Genomic DNA, 25,076 nt, shown 5'->3' on the forward strand with positions numbered 1-25,076 from the left:
TCATGCTATAAGTCGATATTATTATCAGCTTCGGTAATTGCGTGCTCTAAAAACCAAGATTTCATTAGCTTATCGTTCTCTTTGTAAGGGATTTCGCAGGCGATCCTTGTTTTCGATGCTTGGTTTGATTCGTTAAATATCATTTGACGGCATGAGTAACTTAATGCTGAAACATAAGTTGGGGCGATGGTAATGCTGTATTGTTTGTAAGTTAATGCGGTTGAAGCAGGGTTATTTAGCGCAGAAACAAAAGTAGGTGGTAGAGCTTGTTTGTTTGGTTTTACATCACTAGCGGTTACTAACGGAATAGTCGCGTAAACTTCTCTTGGTTTGCTGGTACAAGCAGCGAGTGTTAGCACCATTGGGACCAGTAGAAATCGACTGTGTTGTAAAGATAAAAAATTAATCATAGCACCTACTTTAGGTAAATCTAACCAAAGAAATTTTTGATAAAAAAACTAAGTTACAATAGCAAAAACAAAAATTTAGAGCAATCTATAAGCTATTGATTTATACATCAACTTTTTCATAATCAAATTCATATCAAGTAACTTTATAACAAAAGCAACATTTATGCTCGTCTATTATAACGATTAATGTTTGTAAATACCTACTTCGCACATAAGCGCTTAACATTAAACTCTGTGACAGGCTGAGGCCATTACTATAAAATAAGTTTTAGTATTAACAGGTTTTGCTAAGAAAATGTTAGCAAACACTATAAAATGCTTATTTTGTCATTTCTATTCACTTTCAAAAAGCTAACTTTCTATGATTAAACGCACTTTTACTTCCCCTTGGCATGACTATGAATTAATCGATGCTGGTAATAACCAAAAACTCGAACGCTGGGGAGATGTTTATACTATTCGCCCAGAGATGAATGCTTACTTTGAACCCGTTTTATCTAAAAAAGAGTGGTTAGCTAAAGCTCACTTCGAATTTATTGAAAGCAGCAGTAATGCCGGAGAGTGGCGTTCGCTACAAGGTGATTTGGAGCATGATTGGCAAATAAAGTTCAATAACATCACTATTAATTTGCACCTGACTAAGTTTAAGCATGTTGGGTTATTTCCTGAACAGCGTGCGAATTGGGATTTTATTGCTGATAACCTGAAAGCAGGCGATCGCTTTCTTAATTTATTTGCTTATACAGGGGTTGCGTCATTAGTTGCACGCGATCAGGGGGCTGAGGTATTGCATTGTGATTCAGTGAAGCAAATCATCAAATGGGGCAAAGACAATATGGAGTCTTCTGGCCTAACCGATGTGCACTGGGTATTAGAAGATGCATTGAAATTTGCTCAACGTGAGATTAAACGCGGCAAGCAATATCAGGGGCTGATTATGGATCCCCCTGCTTTTGGTATTGGTGCAAAGAAAGAACGTTGGAAGATTGAAAATAAGTTTCCAGAGTTGATTGAAGCAGCATTAGCTCTGCGCGCCAAAGGCGGCTTTATCATCGCGAATACTTACTCACCACGTTTAGATGCAGAACGCATCCGCCAAATAACCAGCGAACTATGCACTAACGAGAAAGTACAAGTCACCACGCTAAGTGTAAAAACCCGCACCGGAAAAATTTTGGACTATGGACTGAGAACGGTTATTACTGGGTAGTTTTATTATTGATACCTAAAATCACCAAAACCTACGAAGCATTTTTTGACTTTGGGGCGCTGGGCGAATTAGCCGACAGGCTATAGCTATAAGCGGAAGAGCTCTGCGATTCCTTTTTTAGCTTGTAGTGTTTTGATCTTGGGGCACTGACTTTAGTCTGCAGTAGGTTTATGTGTTGATTTTGGTTTACTACTTTTTAAGAAAACGATAAAAACTTTAAAAAAACACAAAAAAGATCTGCAAGCTGAAGCATGCGCCCCGAACATTAGACTTCGTCTAATCGCCGTCGCTGCTCAAATTTGTTTATAACCATAATATTACGAAACATCTTTTGACCTTGGGCGCTGACTTTAGTCTGCAGTGGGGTTGTGTGTTGACTTTGGTAGGCTTTGACTTTGATTTACTGCTTTGTAAAAAAAACAATAAAAACTAACACAAAAAAATCTGCAAGCTGAAGCATGCTCCCCGAATATTAGACTTCGTCTAATCGCTGTCGCTACTCAATAATTTTTTGCCATCGTGATATTACAAAACATCTTTTTGATTTTGCCCCTGGGGCGCTGACTTTAGTCTGCAGTGGGTTTATGTGTTGACTTTGGTAGGCTTTGACTTTGATTTACTGCTTTGTAAAAAAAACAATAAAAACTAACACAAAAAAATCTGCAAGCTGAAGCATGCTCCCCGAATATTAGACTTCGTCTAATCGCTGTCGCTACTCAATAATTTTTTGCCATCGTGATATTACAAAACATCTTTTTGATTTTGCCCCTGGGGCGCTGACTTTAGTCTGCAGTGGGGTTGTGTGTTGACTTTGGTAGGCTTTGACTTTGATTTACTGCTTTGTAAAAAAAACAATAAAAACTAACACAAAAAAATCTGCAAGCTGAAGCATGCTCCCCGAATATTAGACTTCGTCTAATCGCTGTCGCTACTCAATAATTTTTTGCCATCGTGATATTACAAAACATCTTTTTGATTTTGCCCCTGGGGCGCTGACTTTAGTCTGCAGTGGGGTTGTATGTTGACTTTGGTTAGGTGTTTATTTACTAACGAAAACTATGACATATTTTCGAAGAAGTATTTACTTCAAGGCCTAATCATTCACTTTCATAAAGACCGTAAAACCGTTTACTTGCATCTTTTAAATTTGCTTTGTATGCATTATTTTTAATGTATTGATAAGTCATTTGAAACTGCTTTTCACTACGAATAACTTTATCGTAATAGCTTTTCTCCCATAACCTTTTGGAATCAGATCTATATTTATTAATTATAAATGCACTGCCCCCTTTAAGGCTTTGCATAATGATACTTAATGGCTGCAATTGTTGAAAAAGTAGATGAACATGGTTAGGCATAATAGATACTGCGTATAAATGGTAATAAGTTTTATCTTTAGACTTAATGAATGAAATCAATAATGAAATAATTTCACTATTTAATACCGAACCTGCCCTGCTTACATCTAAAAATTGATCTAATTCATGCTGTTGCTGAGGCTTGCTTTCGATTATTTGCTTATTATGTTTTTTAAGATAATAAGCAACACTTTCATGTGTTCGGAATGTAACGAATTGAACAGCATTTTTTTGATTGATATGAAATAAATTAGTTCCCATTTTCACCTCTTAATCACAACAGCGCTTAACTTTAGAAGTTGAAGTTTAGTTTGCAATCAAATTTTTGTGTAAATGAAGAGTAATTAAATTTATGTATTTAAAAACCAACACACAAAAGATCTGCAGGCTGAAGCCAGCGCCCCGAATATTAGACTTCGTCTAATCGCTGTCGCAGCTCAATTTTTTTATTATTGATATCAAAAATCACCAAAAGTGACGACACATATTTCGACCTTGGGGCGCTGACTTTAGTCTGCAGTGGGGTTGTGTGTTGACTTTGGTAGGCTTTGACTTTGATTTACTGCTTTGTAAAAAAAACAATAAAAACTAACACAAAAAAATCTGCAAGCTGAAGCATGCTCCCCGAATATTAGACTTCGTCTAATCGCTGTCGCTACTCAATAATTTTTTGCCATCGTGATATTACAAAACATCTTTTTGATTTTGCCCCTGGGGCGTCTGCAGTGGGTTTATGTGTTGACTTTGGTAGGCTTTGACTTTGATTTACTGCTTTGTAAAAAAAACAATAAAAACTAACACAAAAAAATCTGCAAGCTGAAGCATGCTCCCCGAATATTAGACTTCGTCTAATCGCTGTCGCTACTCAATAATTTTTTGCCATCGTGATATTACAAAACATCTTTTTGATTTTGCCCCTGGGGCGCTGACTTTAGTCTGCAGTGGGGTTGTATGTTGACTTTGGTTAGGTGTTTATTTACTAACGAAAACTATGACATATTTTCGAAGAAGTATTTACTTCAAGGCCTAATCATTCACTTTCATAAAGACCGTAAAACCGTTTACTTGCATCTTTTAAATTTGCTTTGTATGCATTATTTTTAATGTATTGATAAGTCATTTGAAACTGCTTTTCACTACGAATAACTTTATCATAATAACTTTTTTCCCATAGACTTTTGGAATCAGATCTATATTTATTAATTATAAATGCACTGCCCCCTTTAAGGCTTTGCATAATGATACTTAATGGCTGCAACTGTTGAAAAAGTAAATGAACATGATTAGGCATAATGGATACAGCAAATAAATGATAGTAAATTCCATTTTTAGACTTAAACAATGAAATCAATAATGAAATAATTTCATTATTCAATACCGCACCAGCTCTATTCACATCTAAAAACTGATCTAATTCATATTGTTGTTTGGGCTTATTTTCGATTACTTCCTTGTTATGTTTTTTGAGGTAATAAGCAACACTTTCATATGTTCGGAATGTAACGAATTGAACAGCATTTTTTTGATTGATATGAAATAAATTAGTTCCCATTTTCACCTCTTAATCACAACAGCGCTTAACTTTAGAATTTGAAGTTTAGTTTGCAATCAAATTTTTGTGTAAATGAAGAGTAATTAAATTTATGTATTTAAAGATCAACACAGAAAAGATCTGCAAGCTGAAGCATGCGCCCCTCATATCAAGCTATGCTTGATAGCTATCGCTACACAATAGTTTTTACCATCGAGATATTACGAAACATCTTATTACTCATGATTTTCGAAGATCTATCAAAAGCTACGACACATCTTTCTGGGGCGCTGGCTTTAGCCTGCCTTTTTTGATTTTTGTATTTTTATGTTTTGAATTGCTTATTGATTCGCTTTGCTCATCGTGGCTAATGCTTGTATGTGATGGCTCGCATACTGGCAAGCTGAAAACAGGGTGCGCAGAGCTTACCCGCTCATGAGACCAACCTGTCGGTTGATTCGCCATGCGCCCGAGTATCAAGCTATCGCTGTTCACTACAATTAAGTAGGCTTCTCGCTATCAAAAACTATCTCTTAACATGATGAAGAGTTGTGTTGCGCTGATGCCCATGAAGATGAAGGCTAGCCATTGCCAGAATTTTACTGGGTCTCTTTCTAGGAGCGACTTTTTCGGGGCTTTGGCTATTTGTCTTTGTTGTACTTTGGTGAGATCGCCGACGAATTCGCTCATGCTGCTGTAGCGTTGACTTGGTTTTGCGTTGAGTGCTTTTTGTAACACCTTGTCTAAGCGAGGTGATAGATCAGGTCGTAAAGGCGAAATAGGTGCATATTCCCAGGTGTATTGCCTTGCTCTATCTAATGATTGTGCTTGGTTATCAGGGTACGGTAACTGTCCTGTTAACATTTCATAGGTGATCACAGCGATGGAGAATAGATCAGACAACACGCTGCTTTCACCTTCGTTTAGGTATTCTGGTGCAATATAGTCGACTGCGCCTAAAGGCTCTTCTTGCTGCTCTTTTACTATTTCTTCAAACCCGTTAACTCTAACAGTTCCGAAGTCTAATATTTTTATGTTTCCACCTGGGGTAAGCATGATATTTTCTGGTTTCAGGTCTCTGTGCACCATACCCGCGCGCTGTAAGACTCTTACTGCATTAACGACTTTGTTGATGATGCTATTAACTTGTTGTAGTTCAGGATGAGGATTGTCTAGCATCCATTGTCGCAGCGAGATGCCTTCTACGTACTCACAAATATGATATAAAAATACTGAGTTTTTAATATTATTAGCTATCGACATAATACTTGGGTTATTAATCGATTGCCCTACCCACTGCTCTTTGTAAAAACCCAGCAGATAGTTTAGGTCTTCTTCAAAGTTCAAGGATGGCATTTTTAATACCACTTTGTTTTGGTTGCTTTTGTCTGTGGCAAGATAAACATGGCTTCTTGCGCCTTCATGTAAGACTTTTTCTATTCTAAAACAATCAATTTCATTGCCTGCTTGTAATGCAGGTGGAATGACTAATGTATTTAAATGCGTAAATAACTCAGATAGATCAGCTTTAGGCAGGCTATTAATTTTAACGATTAAACAACTGATGTTATCACTACTTCCCTGAGCTAGGGCTTGATCACAAATTGCTTTAGCGACTTGCTCGTATTGCTGTGTTGTTGCTTTTTCAGTTAGCGTCTGTAAATGCTCGGTGATTTCGGTTTTATCTAGGTAATCATGCACGCCATCACTGGTTAACATGAACAGATCATCCATTTGCAGTGAAACGGTCTGATAATCAATATCGAGGTGACAATCCATGCCTAATGCACGTGTTAATACTGAGTTTTTAGTGTGCGTTGTACGACTGTGATCATGGGAAAGTTGCGTTAATGTTTGTTCGCGGTAACGATAGATACGACTGTCACCGATGTGTATAAGATGCGCTGTAGTAGATTTAAAAATAACACTACTAAAGGTCGTAATTAGACCGTTATGTCGTAGGTCGTTTTGGTTATGCTGATATAACCAAGTATTAAGGGAGTTTAATACTTTGCTTGCGGATTGCTTAACGTCCCAACTGTTGTTAGTACTGTAATAATCTGCAATGAATTGAGTGACACTAGTATGACTGGCTTGTTGCCCATTATCACTACAGCTTACGCCATCAGCAACACAGGCAACGATACCTTTAATACGTTTTTCTGAATCTGAATAAGGGTCCTTTAGCGCAAAAGCATCTTGGTTAACTTCTCGATTACCCGCTGTGGAGTAACCACCCATTGATACTGTTAGCTTAGCTTTAGGACGCTTATCCATTCAGTTTACTACCTTCTATCTAGTGGCTACTTACGTCAATCATAGTCACACTACCATCTTCATTTACTTCGGCGATTTTACCTTTTGGTTCAGCCATAAATAATAGCGTGATTAAGCCAACAAAGGCAGTACAAGCAATCACATAGAAGAAGGTTTGGTAACTTACAAACGATAACACAGTTAAGTAAACTACTGCACCAACATTACCATAAGCACCTGTCATACCTGCAATTTGACCTGTCATACGACGTTTGATTAATGGCACTGTCGCAAATACTGCACCTTCACCCGCTTGCACGAAGAAAGAACATAACATTGCTGCTGCAACGGCAATCCATAGTGTCCAGCTAGATTCAATTTGTGCCATTAGTAAGTAACCTAATGCTAACCCTGCTGTTAAGATAATCAACGTAGATTTACGACCAAATTTATCAGACAACCAACCGCCACCTGGACGTGATGCTAAATTCATAAAGGCGTAGGCCGACGCAACCATACCAGCGATAACCGGCGTTAATTCAAAGGTTTCTAGGAAGAATAACGGCAGCATTGATACTACCGCTAGCTCTGAACCAAAAGTTGCAAAGTAAAGAATGTTTAATACTGCCACTTGCTTAAATTTGTACTGATGAATTTCAGGTACGGGTGTCGTGAAGATTGATTTATTCACTTTCCAGACTTGTGACCATTCGTATAAGTATAAAGCAAATAGGAATGCATAAATCGCATAACAAACACCATCGGAAATCATACCAACATTATCTGGCGATAATTTCCATGCTAACAAGGCTAATGCCGCATACATTGGCACCTTCATTATTAATAGTAAGAAGAAATCACCTTTTGATGTGACTTCCATCGCTGTTAGGTTTTTCGGCTTAAAATAAGTCGCGCCTTTTGGTGTATCTGTAATGTTTGTGTAGAAGATAAAACCAAAGACTAAACTCAGTAGGCCCGTTACTACCATAGCGTAGCGCCATCCATCATCTCCACCGAACATCAGTGCTACTGTTGGTAAAGTGAATGCCGCTGCAGCACTACCAAAGTTACCCCAACCGCCGTAAATACCTTCGGCTGTTCCTAGTTCATTATGCGGGAACCATTCAGATACCAAACGAATACCGATAACAAAACCAGCACCAATAAAACCTAATGCAAAACGTGAAATAGCTGCTTGCATAAAGTTATCTGAAAAAGCGAATGTAAAACAAGGGATTGAACATAAAACTAATAGCGCAGAGTAAACTAATCGTGGGCCATATTTATCTGTTAACGAGCCGATAATGACACGGGCAGGAATAGTTATCGCAACATTTAGAATTAATAGGGTTTTAACTTCTTCAGTCGTTAAGCCTAGGGTTTCTTTTACTGATTGTAACAATGGCGCAAAGTTAAACCACACTGCAAAGGTAATAAAAAATGCCATCCAGCTTAGGTGTAATGTTTTCATTTTTCCTTGGAAGGAAAATATATTAAATGAACTGTTACTCATAGATATCCTGTCTATTGATTTTGGGAGTTAATGCCAATTTCACTGTTTAAAATGTAGATTCACTTTCAGAGTCATAGGCTAAACCAACCCGTTATTTTTATGAGAAGCTAAACGCTTCATTAAAATAATGGGTTAGGTATTGGCTGATTTAATGATCTGATTAAGACGCTTCTTTTAGCTGAACCTGATCATTTTCAATGCGTACGTCGAAGGTTTTTAATTTATGATCTTCTGAGTCTAAACACTCACCCGTTGATAAATTAAAACGCTGCTTGTACAGAGGAGAGGCAACATAGGTAATATCTTGTGTAGAACCAATAATACCGCGTGATAATACATTTGCTTTTCCGAATGGGTCGTAATTAGCAATGGCGTAAACATTGTTCGTTTTTTTGCATAAGAAAATAGCAACTTGTTGTTCGTTGTATAATGCGCAAATACCTGCATTCGGTGTTAAGTCGCTTGCTGGACAGATATCTGTCCATGTTGTGTTAGCCGTTGTGTTCATTTTATGTCCCTATTAAACTAATTCTGTTATTTCAATTTCTTTTGCTAGCGGGAAGCGTTGTCCCCTTACCACTTTGAAAGCAAGACCAGAATCTTCTTCTTTACTATTAATAAAGTGGTTGAAGCGTTTCAGTTTTTCAGGATTTTCAATGGTTGTTTTCCACTCACATTGGTAATTGGCAATGTTATTTTCCATTTCTGACTCTAACTCTGCATTAATATTCAGCGAGTCATCTACCACTACTTTACGTAAGTACTCAATACCGCCTTCTAAGTTTTCTAGCCACACTGATGTACGTTGTAAACGATCTGCAGTACGAATATAAAACATGTAAATACGGTCAATATAAGTACGCACTTGTTCATCAGTTAAATCAGAAGCAAATAAATCACCATGGCGAGGACGCATACCACCATTGCCACCAAAGTATAAATTCCATCCACCATCTGTCGCGATTAAGCCAAAGTCTTTACCTTGTGCTTCTGCACATTCACGCGTACATCCGGACACACCAAACTTCACTTTGTGTGGCGAACGTAAACCTTTGTAACGATTCTCTAGCTCTATAGCGAAACCAATACTGTTTTTAACACCGTAACGACACCAAGTATCACCAACACAAGATTTAACAGTACGCAGTGATTTACCGTAGGCGTGTCCCGTTTCAAAGCCAGCATCAACTAGCTTTTTCCAAATCGCCGGTAGTTGATGTAACTGTGCACCAAAAAGATCCACACGAGCTCCGCCGGTTACTTTGGTATAAAGATTGAATTCTTTAGCTACTTGGCCAATAACAATTAAACCATCAGGCGTGACTTCGCCACCTGGCATACGAGGAACCACTGAGTAAGTACCATCTTTTTGCATGTTACCTAGGTAGTTATCATTGGTGTCTTGTAAGCCTACATGCTCATCTTCTAATACGTATTCGTTCCAGTAAGCAGCTAGGATATTAGCCACGGCAGGTTTGCAAATTTCACAGCCTAAACCTGAACCACATTCATCAAGTAATGCTGAGAATGTTTTAATTTTCTTAACTCGAACGATATCTGCTAACTCTTGACGAGAGTAGGCGAAATGCTCACAAATATCTGTGTTTACTTCAAAACCAAGGCTTGCTAGTTCACTGTCTAATACTTGTTTTGCTAATGCTGAACAACCACCACAACCAGTTGCGGCTTTAGTCGACTCTTTAAGGTCTCCCATGCTACAACAACCTGCAGCAACAGCTTCCTTGATATCACCTTTTGATACATCAAAACATGAACAAATAGCAGCAGTATCAGGTAAGGCATCCACGCCCATTCCGGCCGCTTCTTCACCATCAGCAGATGGTAGAATTAATACACTTGGATTCGCAGGTAAATCCATATCGTTTAATTTTAATTGTAGTAATGTACCGTAAGCTTCTACATCACCAACGAGTACTGCACCGACCATTTTTTTGCCATCAGCCGATACGATTAAACGTTTATAAACTTGTTCAATTTCATCATGGTAAGTGTAAGATTGCGCACCTGGAGTTTGTCCGTGAACTTCTCCAATACTGGCTACATCTACACCCAGTAGTTTCAACTTAGTACTCATATCAGCACCAGTAAACTCTGTTTCTTTATCACCTTGCATATGTGCCGCTGCGACTTTCGCCATTTGATAACCAGGAGCAACTAAACCAAAGATGAAATTTTCCCACAATGCACATTCACCAATCGCATAAACGTCATCAATGTTAGTTTGACAGTGGTTATTAATAACAATACCGCCACGCTCACCAATCGCGATACCACTGGTACGTGCTAATTCATCTTGAGGACGAATACCTGCAGAGAAGATGATCATATCGGTTTCTAAGAATGAGCCATCTGCAAAGTTCATGCGGTAACGACATTGCTCACCCGCCACTATTTCAGTGGTTGCTTTTTGTGTGTGTACTTGCACACCTAGCTCTTCTATTTTACGTTTTAGTAACGCACCGCCGCCATCATCTAACTGCACAGCCATTAAGCGTGGAGCGAACTCGACAATATGCGTTTCTACTCCTAAATTAACCAGCGCATTACCTGCCTCTAGGCCTAATAAACCACCACCGATCACGACACCGACTTTACTTGATTTGCCTGATTCTGTGATTTTTTCTAGATCGTCAATGGTACGGTAAACATGGCAATGTTCTTGGTCGTTACCTGGAATTGGGGGAACAAAAGGGAAAGAGCCCGTTGCAAGCACCAGTTTGTCGTAGCTTTCTACGCGGCCGCTTGCAGTAATAACGTTTTTGTTTGGGAAATCTAAATCAACTACTTTGTCATTTAAAACAAATTTAATTCCATTTTCTTCGTAATACGCAGCATCTGTTAATGCGAGATCATCTGCTGTTTTACCTGAAAAGAAGTAACTTAATTGTACTCGATCGTAAGCTAGGCGGGATTCTTCAGAGAAAGTGATCACCTCAAAGTTATGGTTATCACTACCAATAATAGTATCGATAAACTTATGTCCTACCATGCCGTTACCGACGACAATAACACGTTGCTTGCTCATAGCTTTTTACATCCTTTTAACATTATATTGTTACTTTCGCTTATTTGCCCGAATAAGCGCCTTAAAAATAACGTTGCAAAGAAAACGCCAAAAAAACATTAAAACACAACAAAAATAATAACTTATAATATTCAACACTTTAGAGCTGACCACTTGAACAGGACTAATATCAAGATGCACACCTCTGCATTATTTTGTTAAATAAATGTAAAATAGAGGTGCGCTAGGCACCAATATGGTGCGATATTTCTTTTATTATTAATTCATTTAATTTTTCTCTTCTTTATGTAGCTGTTTTAAGTTGAAGTTTAGCTATTGATTTTAAAAGATATTTTAGATTCTTTTTCAATATAAGCAAAAACCCTCACTATTTGGTCTGCTCTTTGCTGTAAAAGTACTGTAACTATTTTAAATAGCTATTAACTGGACATTCATAACAATTGAATTCGTGTGTAATTGTTATCAAAGAGAGACAAAATGACTCAAAGTAAAGATTTATGGACTAAATCAACCTGTGCGTATTGTGGAGTAGGATGTGGTATTGAAGCGCAATTACAAGCTTCAGGAGAATTAACAATACGTGGGGATAAATCTCACCCCGCCAATTACGGTGACCTATGCTCTAAAGGATTAGCATTAGGTGAAACGGTTACCCATGAAGGACGTTTGCTGCACCCTTCCATCGATGGAGCCGAAAGCGATTGGCCAACCGCTTTACAACATGTCGCCGATCAGTTTTCACAAACTATTGCCGAACATGGGCCAGACTCAGTAGCATTTTATGTATCAGGACAGTTGTTAACAGAAGATTATTACGTGGCAAATAAGCTGATGAAGGGCTTTATCGGTAGCGGTAATATTGATACTAATTCACGCTTATGCATGTCTTCTACCGTAGCGGGACACAAACGTGGTTTTGGTAGTGATACGGTACCAGGATGTTATGAAGATCTTGATACTGCAGAGTTAGTGGTAATTACAGGATCTAACTTAGCTTGGTGTCATCCAGTTTTATTTCAACGTTTGAAAAAACAGAAAGCACAGCGCGATAACCTGTTTATTGTGGTGATTGACCCTCGTGAGACAGATACTTGTTCCATTGCAGATTTACATTTAGCAATTCAGCCAGAGACAGATGTTGCATTATTTAATGGGCTACTCTCTTATCTAGTTACTCATAATAAAATAGATAAAGAGTATATTGATAATTACAGTGAGGGTTTTGAGGCTGCATTAAGTAGTGCTCAGCAAGATGCACAATGCATCCAAGTATTAGCTGAAACATTAGAAGTTAATGAGCAACATATTTCGCTATTTTTTGAGCAATTTGCAAACACAGAAAAAGCGATCACTATCTTTTCACAGGGTGTAAATCAATCAACACAAGGCAGTAATAAGGTAAACAGTATTATTAATTGCCATATTGCAACTGGCCGTATTGGTAAGCCTGGCATGGGCCCTTTCTCTGTCACTGGACAACCGAATGCTATGGGTGGACGTGAAGTCGGTGGTTTATCCAATACACTTGCTGCGCATATGGAATTTGGTGACGATCATGCTAATCAGCTGATTAGTAACTTCTGGCAAACTGATACCCTAGCGACACAACCTGGTTTAAAAGCCGTTGATCTATTTGATGCGATGCACCAAGGCAAGATTAAAGCAGTTTGGATCATGGCAACTAACCCTGTAGTGAGTATTCCTAATAGTAATAAAGTGAGAGAGGCCTTAGAGAAGTGTCCTTTTGTGGTGGTTTCTGACTGTATTGCGGACACCGCAACTACTGAATATGCTGATGTGCTTTTACCGGCGCAAGGCTGGAGCGAAAAATCAGGTACTGTGACCAACTCAGAACGACGTATCTCAAGACAAAGACGTTTATTATCTAGCCCTGGTGTCGCGAAGCCAGATTGGTGGATCATGAGCGAAGTCGCAAAGCGTATGGGATTTACTGAGGCCTTTAACTTTTTACATGAAGGTGAAGTGTTTGCTGAATTTGCAAAAATGACCACCTTAGATAATGAAGATGGCCGCAACCGAGATTTAAACTTGATTGGCTTAACACAACTTGATGCTAAAGGTTACAGCCAGTTAACACCGCAGCAATGGCCGGTTACAGAGCTACAAACAGAGATTGTTCAACAGCGCTTATTTGCAGATAAACAGTTCTTTACGGCCTCTAAAAAAGCGCAGTTTATTGCTGTTTCATCAAAACCTAAACTTGCGACTACAACCCAATCATTGATTAAATACCCGTTAATTGTGAATAGTGGGCGTATTCGTGACCAGTGGCATACCATGACGCGAACAGGATTATCGAGTCGATTAGCTGCGCATATTACTGAGCCTTTTGTTGCAATCCACCCTGACGATGCAGCTCCCTTATCTATTGAAGATAATAATTTAGTGGCGATAAATAGTCCGCAAGGTGCGATGTTAGTTAGAGCATTAATAACTAAGCAACAGAAAGTTGGTCAAATTTTCACGCCGATCCACTGGAATAGACAAACGGCTAAAACAGCTAATGTTTGTAACTTAGTTAATGATGATACCGACCCAGTTTCTGGTCAGCCTGCTTTGAAATCAACACAGGCAAATATTAAACATTGGCAATATCAAAGTGAAGCGATCTTACTGACTCGTACACAGCTTGATTTGGACCAGTTTGATTATTGGGTGAAGCAAAAAGTTGAGCAAGGTTATTTATATCGTATTGCAGATGAATGTATCCCTTCTGAACTGGCTGCCTCACTTGAAGCATTATTATGTAATGAATCAGGTAAAACCTTGCAGTTTGCTAGTACAGATAGCACACAGCAGATGTTATACCGCTATGCTTTCATTCAAGGGAATCAATTAAACAATGCTTACATAGTGTCAGATAAGCTAACTAACCACTCTTTAGATTGGTTACAGAGCGTATTAGATATGCCTTTAGATGGCAGTATCGAACAAACGCTTATTTCTGGTGTGGTTGAAGGTAAACTCGCTCAAGGTAAGATTATTTGCGCCTGTAAACAAGTGGGCATCAATACCATTACTGATGCGATTGTCGAGCAAGGTTGTTTGACCCTGGATAGTATCAAAGAATGCACCAGCGCCGGCACCGGCTGTGGCAGCTGTTTACCGGAAGTACAAAGCATTTTGGATGAGAAACAAGAAACCATTACACAACGTATTGATATAGAAGAGTTTGTGGCATAAGGTTTTGGTTAGCTTAATCACTGACGCTATTCATCACCATTAAGCAATGATATGCAGTAAAACATGACGTAACTTTATCTATCGAAGCTACGTCATGTTTTGACTTTGTTATCACGAAGAATCTATTAAAGTTCGAAATATCTTTTGACCTCGCTATAACGAATAATCTATTAAAGTTGCAAAGCATCTTTTATGGGGCGCTGACTTTAGTCTACAGTGGGGTAATGTGTTGGATTTGGTTTATTGTTTTGTAAAAGCAGTATAGAAACTTAAAAATCAACACAAAAAAGCCCTGCAAGCTGAAAAAAGGGTGCGCAGAGCTTACCCGCTCATGAGACCAACCTGACGGTTGATTCGCCATGCGCCCCTAATATCAAGCTATACTTACCACCTACCGCAACGTAATTGTATTTATCTACAAAATAATACACACCATCACCAATCGAAGCTAACACTCGTATGCGCTGGCTCGCATACTGGCAGGCTAAAGCCAGCGCCCCTAATATCAAGCTACGCTTGACAGCTATCGCTACTTGCTTATGGTTATTTATTGGTTTTACGAAGCATCTTCTGACTTCGTTCCTTATGTTATCTATCAATATTACGAAACATGTCTTGACCTTGGGGCGCTGGCTTCAGCCTGCTTCTTTTGACCTTGAATTTTAGTGTTTTGATGTTGTGAGTTAGTTCGCTTCGCTCATCGAAGATAACACTCGTATGCGATGGCTCGCATACTGGCAGGCTAAAGCCAGCGCCCCTTAAATTAGACTTCGCCTAATCGCTGTCGCTACTTGCTTATGGTTATTTATTGGTTTTACGAAGCATCTTCTGACTTCTTTCCTTATGTTATCTATCAATATTACGAAACATGTCTTGACCTTGGGGCGCTGGCTTCAGCCTGCTTCTTTTGACCTTGAATTTTAGTGTTTTGATGTTGTGAGTTAGTTCGCTTCGCTCATCGAAGATAACACTCGTATGCGATGACTCGCATACTGGCAGGCTAAAGCCTGCGCCCCTTAAATTAGACTTCGTCTAATCGCTATCCCTACTATTTATTGATTTTACGAAGCATCTTTTGACTTCGTTACTTATGTTATCTATGAATATTACGAAACATGTCTTGACCTTGGGGCGCTGGCTTCAGCCTGCTTCTTTTGACCTTGAATTTTAGTGTTTTGATGTTGTGAGTTAGTTCGCTTCGCTCATCGAAGCTAACACTCGTATGCGATGGCTCGCATACTGGCAGGCTAAAGCCAGCGCCCCTAATATCAAGCTACGCTTGACAGCTATCGCTACTTGCTTATGGTTATTTATTGGTTTTACGAAGCATCTTTTGACTTCGTTACTTATGTTATCTATGAATATTACGAAACATGTCTTGACCTTGGGGCGCTGAGCGAATTAGCCGACAGGCTAAGGTATTGAGCGGATGAGCTCTGCGATTCCTTTTTTAGTCTGCAGGGTTTTGACTTATATGTGTTGCGTTTTCTACTCAAATTTTAGGCATAAAAAAAGGTGCCGAAGCACCTTTTTTAAACAATATAATAAATTATATTGACTGATTGCTCACCAAAATCAACGGCGTTTAGTAAGTCAGCTAAGTTTTGCTCAGCTGCTTCAACATCAATGATTGGCTCTTCTACTACTGGCTCAAGCTCTTTCGCTTTAGCAGCAGCACGAGTACGGTGATGTGCAAAACCAGTACCAGCTGGAATCAAGCGACCTACGATTACATTCTCTTTCAAGCCATGTAATTGGTCACATTTACCTGCAACAGCAGCTTCCGTAAGAACACGTGTTGTTTCTTGGAAAGATGCAGCTGAAATAAATGATTCAGTTGCTAGTGATGCTTTAGTAATACCTAGTAACTGGTATTCAAACTTAGCAACGATTTTACCTTCAGCTTCAAGTTTACGGTTTTCAATGATAACGCGTGCAACTTCCGCTTGCTCACCCACTAGGAACTGAGTGTCACCAGCATCGGTGATGATACATTTACGTAGCATTTGGTTAACGATAACTTCGATGTGCTTATCATTAATTTTTACGCCTTGTAAACGGTATACTTCTTGTACTTCGTTTGTGATGTAGTTAGCCACTGGGCTAATACCACGTAGACGAAGAATGTCATGAGGAGACTCAGGACCATCAGAAATAACCTCACCTTTTTCAATCTTCTCACCTTCGAAGATGTTTAGGTGACGCCATTTAGGGATCATCTCTTCATATACATCGCCGTCAGGTTTAGTAATCACTAAACGACGTTTACCTTTGGTTTCTTTACCAAATGATAATGTACCAGAAACTTCCGCAAGGATAGCAGCATCTTTAGGAGTACGTGCTTCGAATAAATCGGCTACGCGAGGTAGACCACCCGTGATATCACGAGTCTTCGAGCTTTCTTGTGGGATACGTGCAACCGCGTCACCAACTCGTACTTTAGCACCATCTTCTAGACTAACGATTGCTTTTGCAGGTAATGCGTATTGCGCAGCAACATCAGTACCAGGAATGAATAAATCATTACCTTTAGCATCAACAAGTTTAGTCATTGGACGCATTTCTTTACCAGCACTTGGACGTTGTGCAGGGTCAATAACAACAATACTAGATAGACCAGTTAGTTCATCTGTTTGTTTGTCAATTGTTACGCCTTCAATGAAGTCTAGGAACTCGATAGTACCTTCCACCTCAGTGATGATTGGATGCGTATGCGGGTCCCAGTTAGCGATGATTTCGCCAGCTGTGATAGCTTCGCCATCAGCTTTTTCAAGTACAGCACCGTAAGGAAGACGATGGTTTTCTTTCGTACGACCTAGTTCATCGATTACTGTTAATTCAGTAGAACGAGATGTGATAACGACTTTGTTATCAGAGTTAGTTACAAACTTAGCGTTATGTAATTTAACTTTACCTGTGTTCTTAACTTGAATACTGTTTTCAGATGCAGCTCGAGATGCGGCACCACCGATGTGGAACGTACGCATCGTTAACTGTGTACCCGGTTCACCGATTGATTGTGCAGCCATAACACCAACAGCTTCACCTTGACCAACCATGTGTCCACGAGCCAAGTCACGGCCATAACATTGTGCACAAGCACCGAAGTCAGTGTTACAAGTAATTACTGAGCGAACCCATACTTGGTCAACAGATGCTTCTTCGATTAAGTCACAGTATTTTTCGTCTAGTAATACGTTACGTGCGATTAATACTTCGTTATCTGTACCTGGTTTGATGATGTCACGAGCAACAACACGACCTAGTACACGTTCACGAAGTGGTTCAACAACATCACCACCTTGGATTAACGGCGTTACTAATAGACCTTCTTCACTACCACAATCTTCTTCTGTGATAACTAAATCTTGTGCAATATCAACAAGACGACGAGTTAGGTAACCCGAGTTTGCTGTTTTAAGTGCTGTATCGGCTAGACCTTTACGTGCACCATGCGTCGAGATAAAGTACTGAAGTACGTTTAGACCTTCACGGAAGTTAGCTACGATAGGTGTTTCGATGATTGAACCATCCGGTTTAGCCATCAGACCACGCATACCAGCTAGCTGACGAATCTGAGCGGCACTACCACGTGCGCCCGAGTCGGCCATCATGTAAACACTGTTAAACGAATCTTGCTGAACTTCTTCACCTTTCGCTGTTAAGACTGTGTCTTTAGAAAGGTTTTCCATCATCGCTTTAGCAACTTGCTCATTCGCACTTGCCCAGATATCGATAACTTTATTGTAACGCTCACCCGCAGTAACAAGACCGGCTTGGAATTGCTCTTGGATTTCTAGTACTTCCGCTTCAGCTTCGTCAACTAATGTTTTCTTAGCGTCTGGGATAACCATATCGTTGATACCAACAGAGGCACCAGATAGTGTTGCGTACTCAAAACCTGTGTACATTAATTGGTCAGCAAAGATAACTGTATCTTTAATACCTAGTAGACGGTAACAAGCATTCAATACGTTAGAGATAGCTTTTTTGCCCATGTTCAAATCAACATGCTCGAACGGTAAACCTTCAGGCATGATTAACGATAAGATGGCACGACCAATCGTCGTTTCAACTAAACTAGTAGTTGATGTACGAGATTTGTCTTCAGCAATGTGTACTTGCGTCATACGAACTTTAACAATTGCTTGTAAGTCTACAACACCAGCACGGTATGCTTTTTCAGCTTCTTTTGCGTTTTGGAAGTACATACCTTCACCACGTGCATTAATGCGCGTACGAGTCATGTAGTACAAACCAAGTACAACGTCTTGAGAAGGTACGATAATCGGCTCACCATTTGCAGGTGATAGGATGTTATTCGTAGACATCATCAAGGTACGAGCTTCAAGCTGCGCTTCAATTGTTAACGGTACGTGTACCGCCATTTGGTCACCATCGAAGTCGGCGTTGTATGCCGCACAAACTAATGGGTGTAATTGAATTGCTTTACCTTCGATTAATACAGGTTCAAACGCTTGGATACCTAGTCTGTGAAGTGTTGGTGCACGGTTAAGTAGCACTGGATGTTCACGGATAACACCTTCTAGGATGTCCCAAACTTCACCACCTTCACGGTCAACTAATTTCTTAGCCGCTTTGATAGTAGTAGCAAGACCTAATGCTTCTAACTTACCGTATACGAATGGTTTGAATAGCTCTAATGCCATCTTCTTCGGAAGACCACATTGGTGTAAACGTAGAGATGGACCAACTGTGATTACAGAACGGCCAGAGTAATCTACACGTTTACCTAGTAAGTTTTGACGGAAACGACCTTGCTTACCTTTGATCATATCTGCAAGCGATTTTAGAGGACGTTTGTTAGAGCCAGTGATAGCTCGGCCACGACGACCATTATCTAATAACGCATCAACAGATTCTTGTAACATACGTTTTTCATTACGTACGATGATATCCGGTGCAGCTAGTTCTAAAAGACGTTTTAGACGGTTATTACGGTTAATAACACGACGGTATAGATCATTTAGATCAGAAGTAGCGAAACGTCCGCCGTCTAGTGGTACTAGAGGACGTAAATCAGGTGGAAGTACTGGAAGTACTGTTAAGATCATCCACTCTGGTTTGTTTGAAGACTGGTGGAAAGATTCAACCAATTTCAGACGTTTAGTCAGTTTCTTACGACGTGTTTCTGAATTAGTCGATTCTAATTCTTCACGCATACCTTTGATTTCATGCTCAAGGTCAAGGTCTTTAAGTAGTGCAAATACGGCTTCAGCGCCCATCATTGCGTCAAACTCATCGCCCCATTGCTCTAGGTTATCTAGGTATTCTTCTTCAAGCAGGATTTGACCACGCTCAAGATCAGTCATACCTGGTTCAACAACCACGAATGATTCAAAATATAAGATACGTTCGATATCACGTAACGTCATATCAAGCATTAAGCCGATACGAGACGGAAGTGATTTAAGGAACCAAATGTGTGCAACAGGTGATGCTAATTCGATGTGTCCCATACGGTCACGACGAACTTTAGCTTGAGTAACCTCAACACCACATTTTTCACAAATAACACCACGATGTTTAAGGCGTTTGTATTTACCACATAAACATTCGTAATCTTTGATTGGACCAAAGATACGCGCACAGAATAAACCTTCACGTTCTGGTTTAAAGGTACGGTAGTTAATTGTTTCAGGTTTTTTAACTTCACCAAAAGACCATGAACGGATCATTTCTGGTGATGCTAAACCGATTTTAATACCATCGAATTCTTTGGTTTTATTTTGTTGCTTTAAAAACTTGAGTAAGTCTTTCACGCTACTCTCCCATTAGGAGTTAAAACTAGGTGCCTCAACAAACAAGGCACCACATATGTACTTCAGCCGACTGCTAATGCTTAGCCGTTTTCTTCATCTAACTCGATGTTGATGCTTAATGAACGGATCTCTTTCAACAATACGTTGAATGACTCAGGCATGCCTGGTTCCATTCTATGGTCACCGTCAACGATGTTTTTATACATCTTAGTACGACCATTTACATCATCCGATTTAACCGTTAGCATTTCTTGAAGAGTGTAAGCAGCACCGTAAGCTTCTAGTGCCCATACTTCCATCTCACCGAAACGCTGGCCACCGAACTGAGCTTTACCACCAAGTGGCTGCTGAGTAACCAAGCTGTAAGAACCTGTTGAACGTGCATGCATTTTATCATCAACCAAGTGGTTAAGTTTTAACATGTACATGTAACCAACGGTTACTGGACGCTCAAATGGGATCCCCGTACGACCATCAGTTAGTTGCAATTGACCAGATTCTGGTAAATCAGCTAAACGTAATAGTTCACGGATTTCACTCTCATGTGCGCCATCAAATGCAGGTGTTGCTACTGGTAAACCTTTGTATAGGTTTTTAGCAAGACGTAATACTGCATCATCATCGAAGTCATTTAAGTCTACGTGACAAGGTGCATCGCCAAATGAGTATAGTTTTTGTACGTATTCACGTACTTTACCGATCTCAACTTCACGCTGATCTTTGATCATACGCTCTAGTTTCTCACCCACACCTTTACAAGCTAGACCAAGATGCGTTTCAAGAATCTGACCGATGTTCATTCGTGATGGTACACCCAATGGGTTAAGTACGATATCAACTGGAACACCAAACTCATCGTGAGGCATATCTTCAACAGGAACGATGTTTGAGATAACACCTTTGTTACCGTGACGACCAGCCATTTTATCACCTGGTTGTAGGCGACGACGTACCGCAAGGTAAACCTTAACAATTTTTTGTACACCCGGTGCTAAATCATCACCTTGTGTAATTTTACGACGTTTAAGATCAAACTCTTTATCGTAGTCTGCTTTAACTTCGTCGTATTGTGCATTGATTTGGTCTAAGTGCGTTTGCTTTTCGTTGTCAGAAAGCACGATGTCGAACCACTGTGCCTTAGGCATTTGTAGTAGACGCGCTTCTTCTTGTCCAGCAGACACTAATAGTTTCAATGCTTTTTCGTGGATTGCGTTTTCTAAGATCTTGAACTTCTCAGTTAAGTCTTTCTTCGCAGCACGTAATTGCATCTCTTCGATTTCTAATGCACGCTTATCTTTCTCAACGCCGTCACGAGTAAAGACTTGAACGTCAATTACTGTTGCGTATGTAGAGTTAGATACACGTAGTGAGCTGTCTTTAACGTCAGACGCTTTCTCACCGAAGATTGCACGTAATAGTTTCTCTTCTGGCGTAAGCTGTGTTTCACCTTTAGGTGTTACTTTACCTACTAAGATATCACCTGGTTTAACTTCAGCACCAACATAAACAATACCAGATTCATCTAGTTTGCTTAATGCAGATTCACCAACGTTAGGGATATCCGCAGTGATCTCTTCAGTACCCAATTTAGTTTCACGTGCAATACATGAGAACTCTTGGATATGGATCGTTGTAAAACGATCTTCTTGAGATACACGCTCAGAAATAAGGATTGAATCCTCAAAGTTGTAACCGTTCCAAGGCATGAAGGCAATCTTCATGTTTTGGCCAAGTGCTAAATCACCCATATCAGTCGATGGACCATCGGCTAATACGTCACCGCGAACAATCGGCTCGCCAGGTTTACACGTTGGTTTTTGGTTAATACAAGTATTCTGATTCGAACGAGTGTATTTAGTTAAGTTGTAGATATCGATACCTGCTTCACCAGCTAGTAACTCATCATCAGCAACTTTAACAACGATACGAGATGCATCAACGTAATCGATTACACCACCGCGCTTAGCGATGATAGTAACACCAGAGTCGATAGCAAGACGACGTTCGATACCTGTACCTACTAATGGCTTATCAGCACGTAGTGTTGGTACAGCTTGACGTTGCATGTTCGCACCCATTAAGGCACGGTTAGCATCATCATGTTCTAAGAACGGGATAAGTGACGCAGCAACAGAGATGATCTGTTGTGGTGACACATCCATATAATCGATGTCATTCGGTCCCATGAAGGTAGTTTCACCTTTATGACGACACGGAATCATCTCTTCATCTAGTAAGCCATTTTCATTAACGTTAGCAGATGCCTGTGCGATAACGAAAGTACCCTCTTCGATAGCTGATAAATATTCAACTTGATCAGAAGGTTTTCCATCAACTACTTTACGGTAAGGTGTTTCTAAGAAACCGTAGCTGTTAGTACGTGAGAACGTAGCTAACGAGTTGATAAGACCGATGTTTGGTCCCTCTGGCGTTTCGATTGGACATAAACGGCCGTAGTGAGTTGCGTGAACGTCACGTACTTCAAAACCAGCACGTTCACGTGTTAGACCACCAGGACCTAATGCAGAGATACGACGCTTATGTGTTACTTCTGATAACGGGTTATTTTGGTCCATGAACTGAGACAGTTGTGAAGAACCAAAGAACTCTTTAACAGCAGCTGAAATAGGTTTTGCATTGATCAGATCTTGCGGCATAGTTGCATCAAGGTCGCCTAGAGATAGACGCTCTTTAACAGCACGTTCAACACGTACTAAACCAACACGGAATTGGTTTTCTGCCATTTCACCTACACAACGAATACGACGGTTACCAAGGTGATCGATATCATCCACTTCGCCATTACCGTTACGGATATCGATCAGTGTTTTCATTACACTTAAGATATCTTCGTTAGATAGGATACCAGGACCTTCATCGCCTTCGATACCAACACGACGGTTGAACTTCATACGACCTACTTTAGATAAGTCATAACGTTCTTCAGCAAAGAATAAGTTTTGGAATAGGCCTTCAGCAGCATCTTTTGTTGGTGGCTCACCAGGACGCATCATACGGTAGATTTCTACTAACGCTTCTAAACGGTTAGTTGAAGAATCAACACGTAAAGTGTCAGAGATGAAAGCACCACAATCTAATTCATTAGTGTAGATAGCTTCGAAGTTTTTGATACCTGATTGAGCAAGTTCAGCTAATAGCTCTAGAGTGAATACATCATTTGCATTAACGATGATTTCGCCAGTTTCGCTGCTGATGTAATCTTTAGCAGATACTTTGCCTTCTAGATGTTCAAACGGTACTTCGATGTGTTTAACGCCATCTTTTTCAAGCTGACGAATATGACGAGCTGTAATACGCTTGCCACCTTCAACGTACGTTGTGCCGTTGCTCACGATGTCAAATGTAAACTGTTCACCACGTAAACGGTCTGCAATTAGTGCCATTGTGATTACACCATCTTTAATTGCAAACTCTGTTGTATCAAAGAAGATGTCTAGGATTTGTTCTGTTGTGTACTCAAGTGCACGTAGCATGATCGTTGCAGGTAATTTACGACGACGGTCAATACGAACAAATAAGTTGTCTTTCGGGTCAAATTCAAAATCTAACCAAGAACCACGGTAAGGGATAACACGTGCGTTATATAACACTTTACCCGAACTGTGTGTTTTACCTTTATCATGGTCAAAGAAAACGCCAGGAGAACGATGTAATTGTGAAACAATAACACGCTCTGTACCATTGATTACAAAGGTACCATTTTCTGTCATGAGTGGCATTTCGCCCATGTAAACTTCTTGTTCACGGATATCTTTAACCGTACCTGCTGGTGCATCGCGGTCATAAATAACAAGACGTAATTTTACACGTAAAGAAGCAGAGTATGTTACTCCGCGGATTTGACATTCTTTTACATCAAATACGGGATCGCCTAAACGGTAACTAACATATTGTAGCTCCGACGTACCTGAGTAACTAGCGATAGGGAAGATGCTGTTAAAAGCAGCTTCTAGGCCCACTTCTCCAGTTAGATCGACTTCAATGAATCGTTTGAATGAATCTAGTTGAATTTCCAACAAGTATGGTTTTTCCATTACTTGTGGACGTTTCCCAAAATCCTTACGAATACGTTTTTTCTCAGTATAAGAGTAACCCATGTGGTTCCTTTGCTCGCTGATAAAATTGGTCATAGTTGTCTGGCTTGGTTTGGATCTTTAATTAGACAACGGCGGCACATTATTTTGGTGTTAATGATGCGTTCTATAACATCACCTTAAGCGTCCGATGACCGTAAAAAATAATGATAAATCACGGTATCCTATAGCGCAAAAAGGCCGGTGATTAAATAATCACCAGCCAATGCCATTTTCATGGCTAATAAGTTAGAAAGTCTAACTTATTTAAGTTCAGCAGTAGCACCGATTTCTTCTAGCTCTTTCTTGAATGCTTCAGCTTCGTCTTTCGAGATGCCTTCTTTCAATACAGCTGGGCAAGATTCAACAGCTTCTTTAGCTTCTTTCAGGCCTAAACCTGTGATGCCACGTACAGCTTTGATTGCTTTAACTTTGTTCTCACCGAATGCAGTAAGTACTAGGTTGAATTCAGTTTGCTCAGCAGCAGCTTCGCCAGCAGCAGCAGGACCTGCAGCAACAGCAGCAGCAGATACACCGAATTTTTCTTCCATTGCTTCGATTAGTTCAACAACTTCCATTACAGATAGTTCTGCAACAGCATCAATGATTTGGTCTTTAGTAAGAGACATGAGTCAATTCCTATATATAGATTATAAAATGGTATTACAGCT

12 protein-coding genes are annotated in these 25,076 nt (G+C 39.9%); 2 read left to right on the forward strand and 10 right to left on the reverse strand.

Annotated elements, in window-relative coordinates; translation table 11 throughout:
• Positions 1-5: 5 nt before the first annotated feature.
• Positions 6-410 (reverse strand): hypothetical protein, encoded by a 405-nt coding sequence (locus tag AC0L3W_RS10885; protein ID WP_290040711.1) that lies wholly within the window; start codon positions 408-410, stop codon positions 6-8.
• Positions 411-771: 361 nt separating this feature from the next.
• Here AC0L3W_RS10885 and AC0L3W_RS10890 point away from each other — a divergent pair, with 361 nt between their 5' ends.
• Positions 772-1,620 (forward strand): class I SAM-dependent methyltransferase, encoded by an 849-nt coding sequence (locus AC0L3W_RS10890; protein WP_409438899.1) that lies wholly within the window; start codon positions 772-774, stop codon positions 1,618-1,620.
• 1,097 nt (positions 1,621-2,717) lie between these two features.
• Here AC0L3W_RS10890 and AC0L3W_RS10895 read toward each other — a convergent pair.
• From AC0L3W_RS10895 to nirB, 6 genes are all read right to left on the reverse strand, one after another.
• On the reverse strand, positions 2,718-3,239 hold the full coding sequence (locus AC0L3W_RS10895) for a transposase (RefSeq protein WP_409438898.1): 522 nt from the start codon (positions 3,237-3,239) through the stop codon (positions 2,718-2,720).
• 769 nt (positions 3,240-4,008) lie between these two features.
• The gene (locus AC0L3W_RS10900; RefSeq protein ID WP_409438897.1) at positions 4,009-4,530 is read right to left on the reverse strand and encodes a transposase; all 522 of its coding nucleotides are present in this window, start codon (positions 4,528-4,530) and stop codon (positions 4,009-4,011) included.
• 498 nt (positions 4,531-5,028) lie between these two features.
• A complete protein-coding gene (locus tag AC0L3W_RS10905) occupies positions 5,029-6,786 on the reverse strand; it encodes a bifunctional protein-serine/threonine kinase/phosphatase (protein WP_409438896.1) in 1,758 nt (585 codons plus the stop codon).
• A gap of 19 nt (positions 6,787-6,805) precedes the next feature.
• Positions 6,806-8,278 (reverse strand): NarK family nitrate/nitrite MFS transporter, encoded by a 1,473-nt coding sequence (locus AC0L3W_RS10910; protein ID WP_290040721.1) that lies wholly within the window; start codon positions 8,276-8,278, stop codon positions 6,806-6,808.
• A 160-nt stretch (positions 8,279-8,438) separates the two neighbouring features.
• Complete coding sequence (gene nirD / locus AC0L3W_RS10915) at positions 8,439-8,786, reverse strand: nitrite reductase small subunit NirD (RefSeq protein ID WP_409438895.1); 348 nt, start codon at positions 8,784-8,786, stop codon at positions 8,439-8,441.
• Between the two features lie 12 nt (positions 8,787-8,798).
• Positions 8,799-11,324 (reverse strand): nitrite reductase large subunit NirB, encoded by a 2,526-nt coding sequence (gene nirB, locus AC0L3W_RS10920; RefSeq protein WP_409438894.1) that lies wholly within the window; start codon positions 11,322-11,324, stop codon positions 8,799-8,801.
• Between the two features lie 477 nt (positions 11,325-11,801).
• Here nirB and AC0L3W_RS10925 point away from each other — a divergent pair, with 477 nt between their 5' ends.
• The gene (locus AC0L3W_RS10925; protein ID WP_409438893.1) at positions 11,802-14,528 is read left to right on the forward strand and encodes a nitrate reductase; all 2,727 of its coding nucleotides are present in this window, start codon (positions 11,802-11,804) and stop codon (positions 14,526-14,528) included.
• Between the two features lie 1,532 nt (positions 14,529-16,060).
• On the opposite strand, the gene rpoC is transcribed toward AC0L3W_RS10925, so the two are convergent.
• The 3 genes from rpoC to rplL form a co-directional block, all read right to left on the reverse strand.
• Complete coding sequence (gene rpoC / locus AC0L3W_RS10930; protein WP_409438892.1) at positions 16,061-20,311, reverse strand: DNA-directed RNA polymerase subunit beta'; 4,251 nt, start codon at positions 20,309-20,311, stop codon at positions 16,061-16,063.
• An 80-nt stretch (positions 20,312-20,391) separates the two neighbouring features.
• On the reverse strand, positions 20,392-24,429 hold the full coding sequence (gene rpoB, locus AC0L3W_RS10935) for a DNA-directed RNA polymerase subunit beta (protein ID WP_290040728.1): 4,038 nt from the start codon (positions 24,427-24,429) through the stop codon (positions 20,392-20,394).
• A gap of 239 nt (positions 24,430-24,668) precedes the next feature.
• A complete protein-coding gene (rplL, locus tag AC0L3W_RS10940) occupies positions 24,669-25,034 on the reverse strand; it encodes a 50S ribosomal protein L7/L12 (RefSeq protein ID WP_290040729.1) in 366 nt (121 codons plus the stop codon).
• Between the last annotated feature and the right edge of the window lie 42 nt (positions 25,035-25,076).

The organism is Psychromonas sp. KJ10-5, from assembly GCF_055808325.1.

Coding starts and splice junctions, on each gene's coding strand:
- AC0L3W_RS10885 (WP_290040711.1), bottom strand. CDS start 410: ATGATTAATTTTTTATCTTTACAACACAGTCGATTTCTACTGGTCCCA.
- AC0L3W_RS10890 (WP_409438899.1), top strand. CDS start 772: ATGATTAAACGCACTTTTACTTCCCCTTGGCATGACTATGAATTAATC.
- AC0L3W_RS10895 (WP_409438898.1), bottom strand. CDS start 3,239: ATGGGAACTAATTTATTTCATATCAATCAAAAAAATGCTGTTCAATTC.
- AC0L3W_RS10900 (WP_409438897.1), bottom strand. CDS start 4,530: ATGGGAACTAATTTATTTCATATCAATCAAAAAAATGCTGTTCAATTC.
- AC0L3W_RS10905 (WP_409438896.1), bottom strand. CDS start 6,786: ATGGATAAGCGTCCTAAAGCTAAGCTAACAGTATCAATGGGTGGTTAC.
- AC0L3W_RS10910 (WP_290040721.1), bottom strand. CDS start 8,278: ATGAGTAACAGTTCATTTAATATATTTTCCTTCCAAGGAAAAATGAAA.
- nirD (WP_409438895.1), bottom strand. CDS start 8,786: ATGAACACAACGGCTAACACAACATGGACAGATATCTGTCCAGCAAGC.
- nirB (WP_409438894.1), bottom strand. CDS start 11,324: ATGAGCAAGCAACGTGTTATTGTCGTCGGTAACGGCATGGTAGGACAT.
- AC0L3W_RS10925 (WP_409438893.1), top strand. CDS start 11,802: ATGACTCAAAGTAAAGATTTATGGACTAAATCAACCTGTGCGTATTGT.
- rpoB (WP_290040728.1), bottom strand. CDS start 24,429: ATGGGTTACTCTTATACTGAGAAAAAACGTATTCGTAAGGATTTTGGG.
- rplL (WP_290040729.1), bottom strand. CDS start 25,034: ATGTCTCTTACTAAAGACCAAATCATTGATGCTGTTGCAGAACTATCT.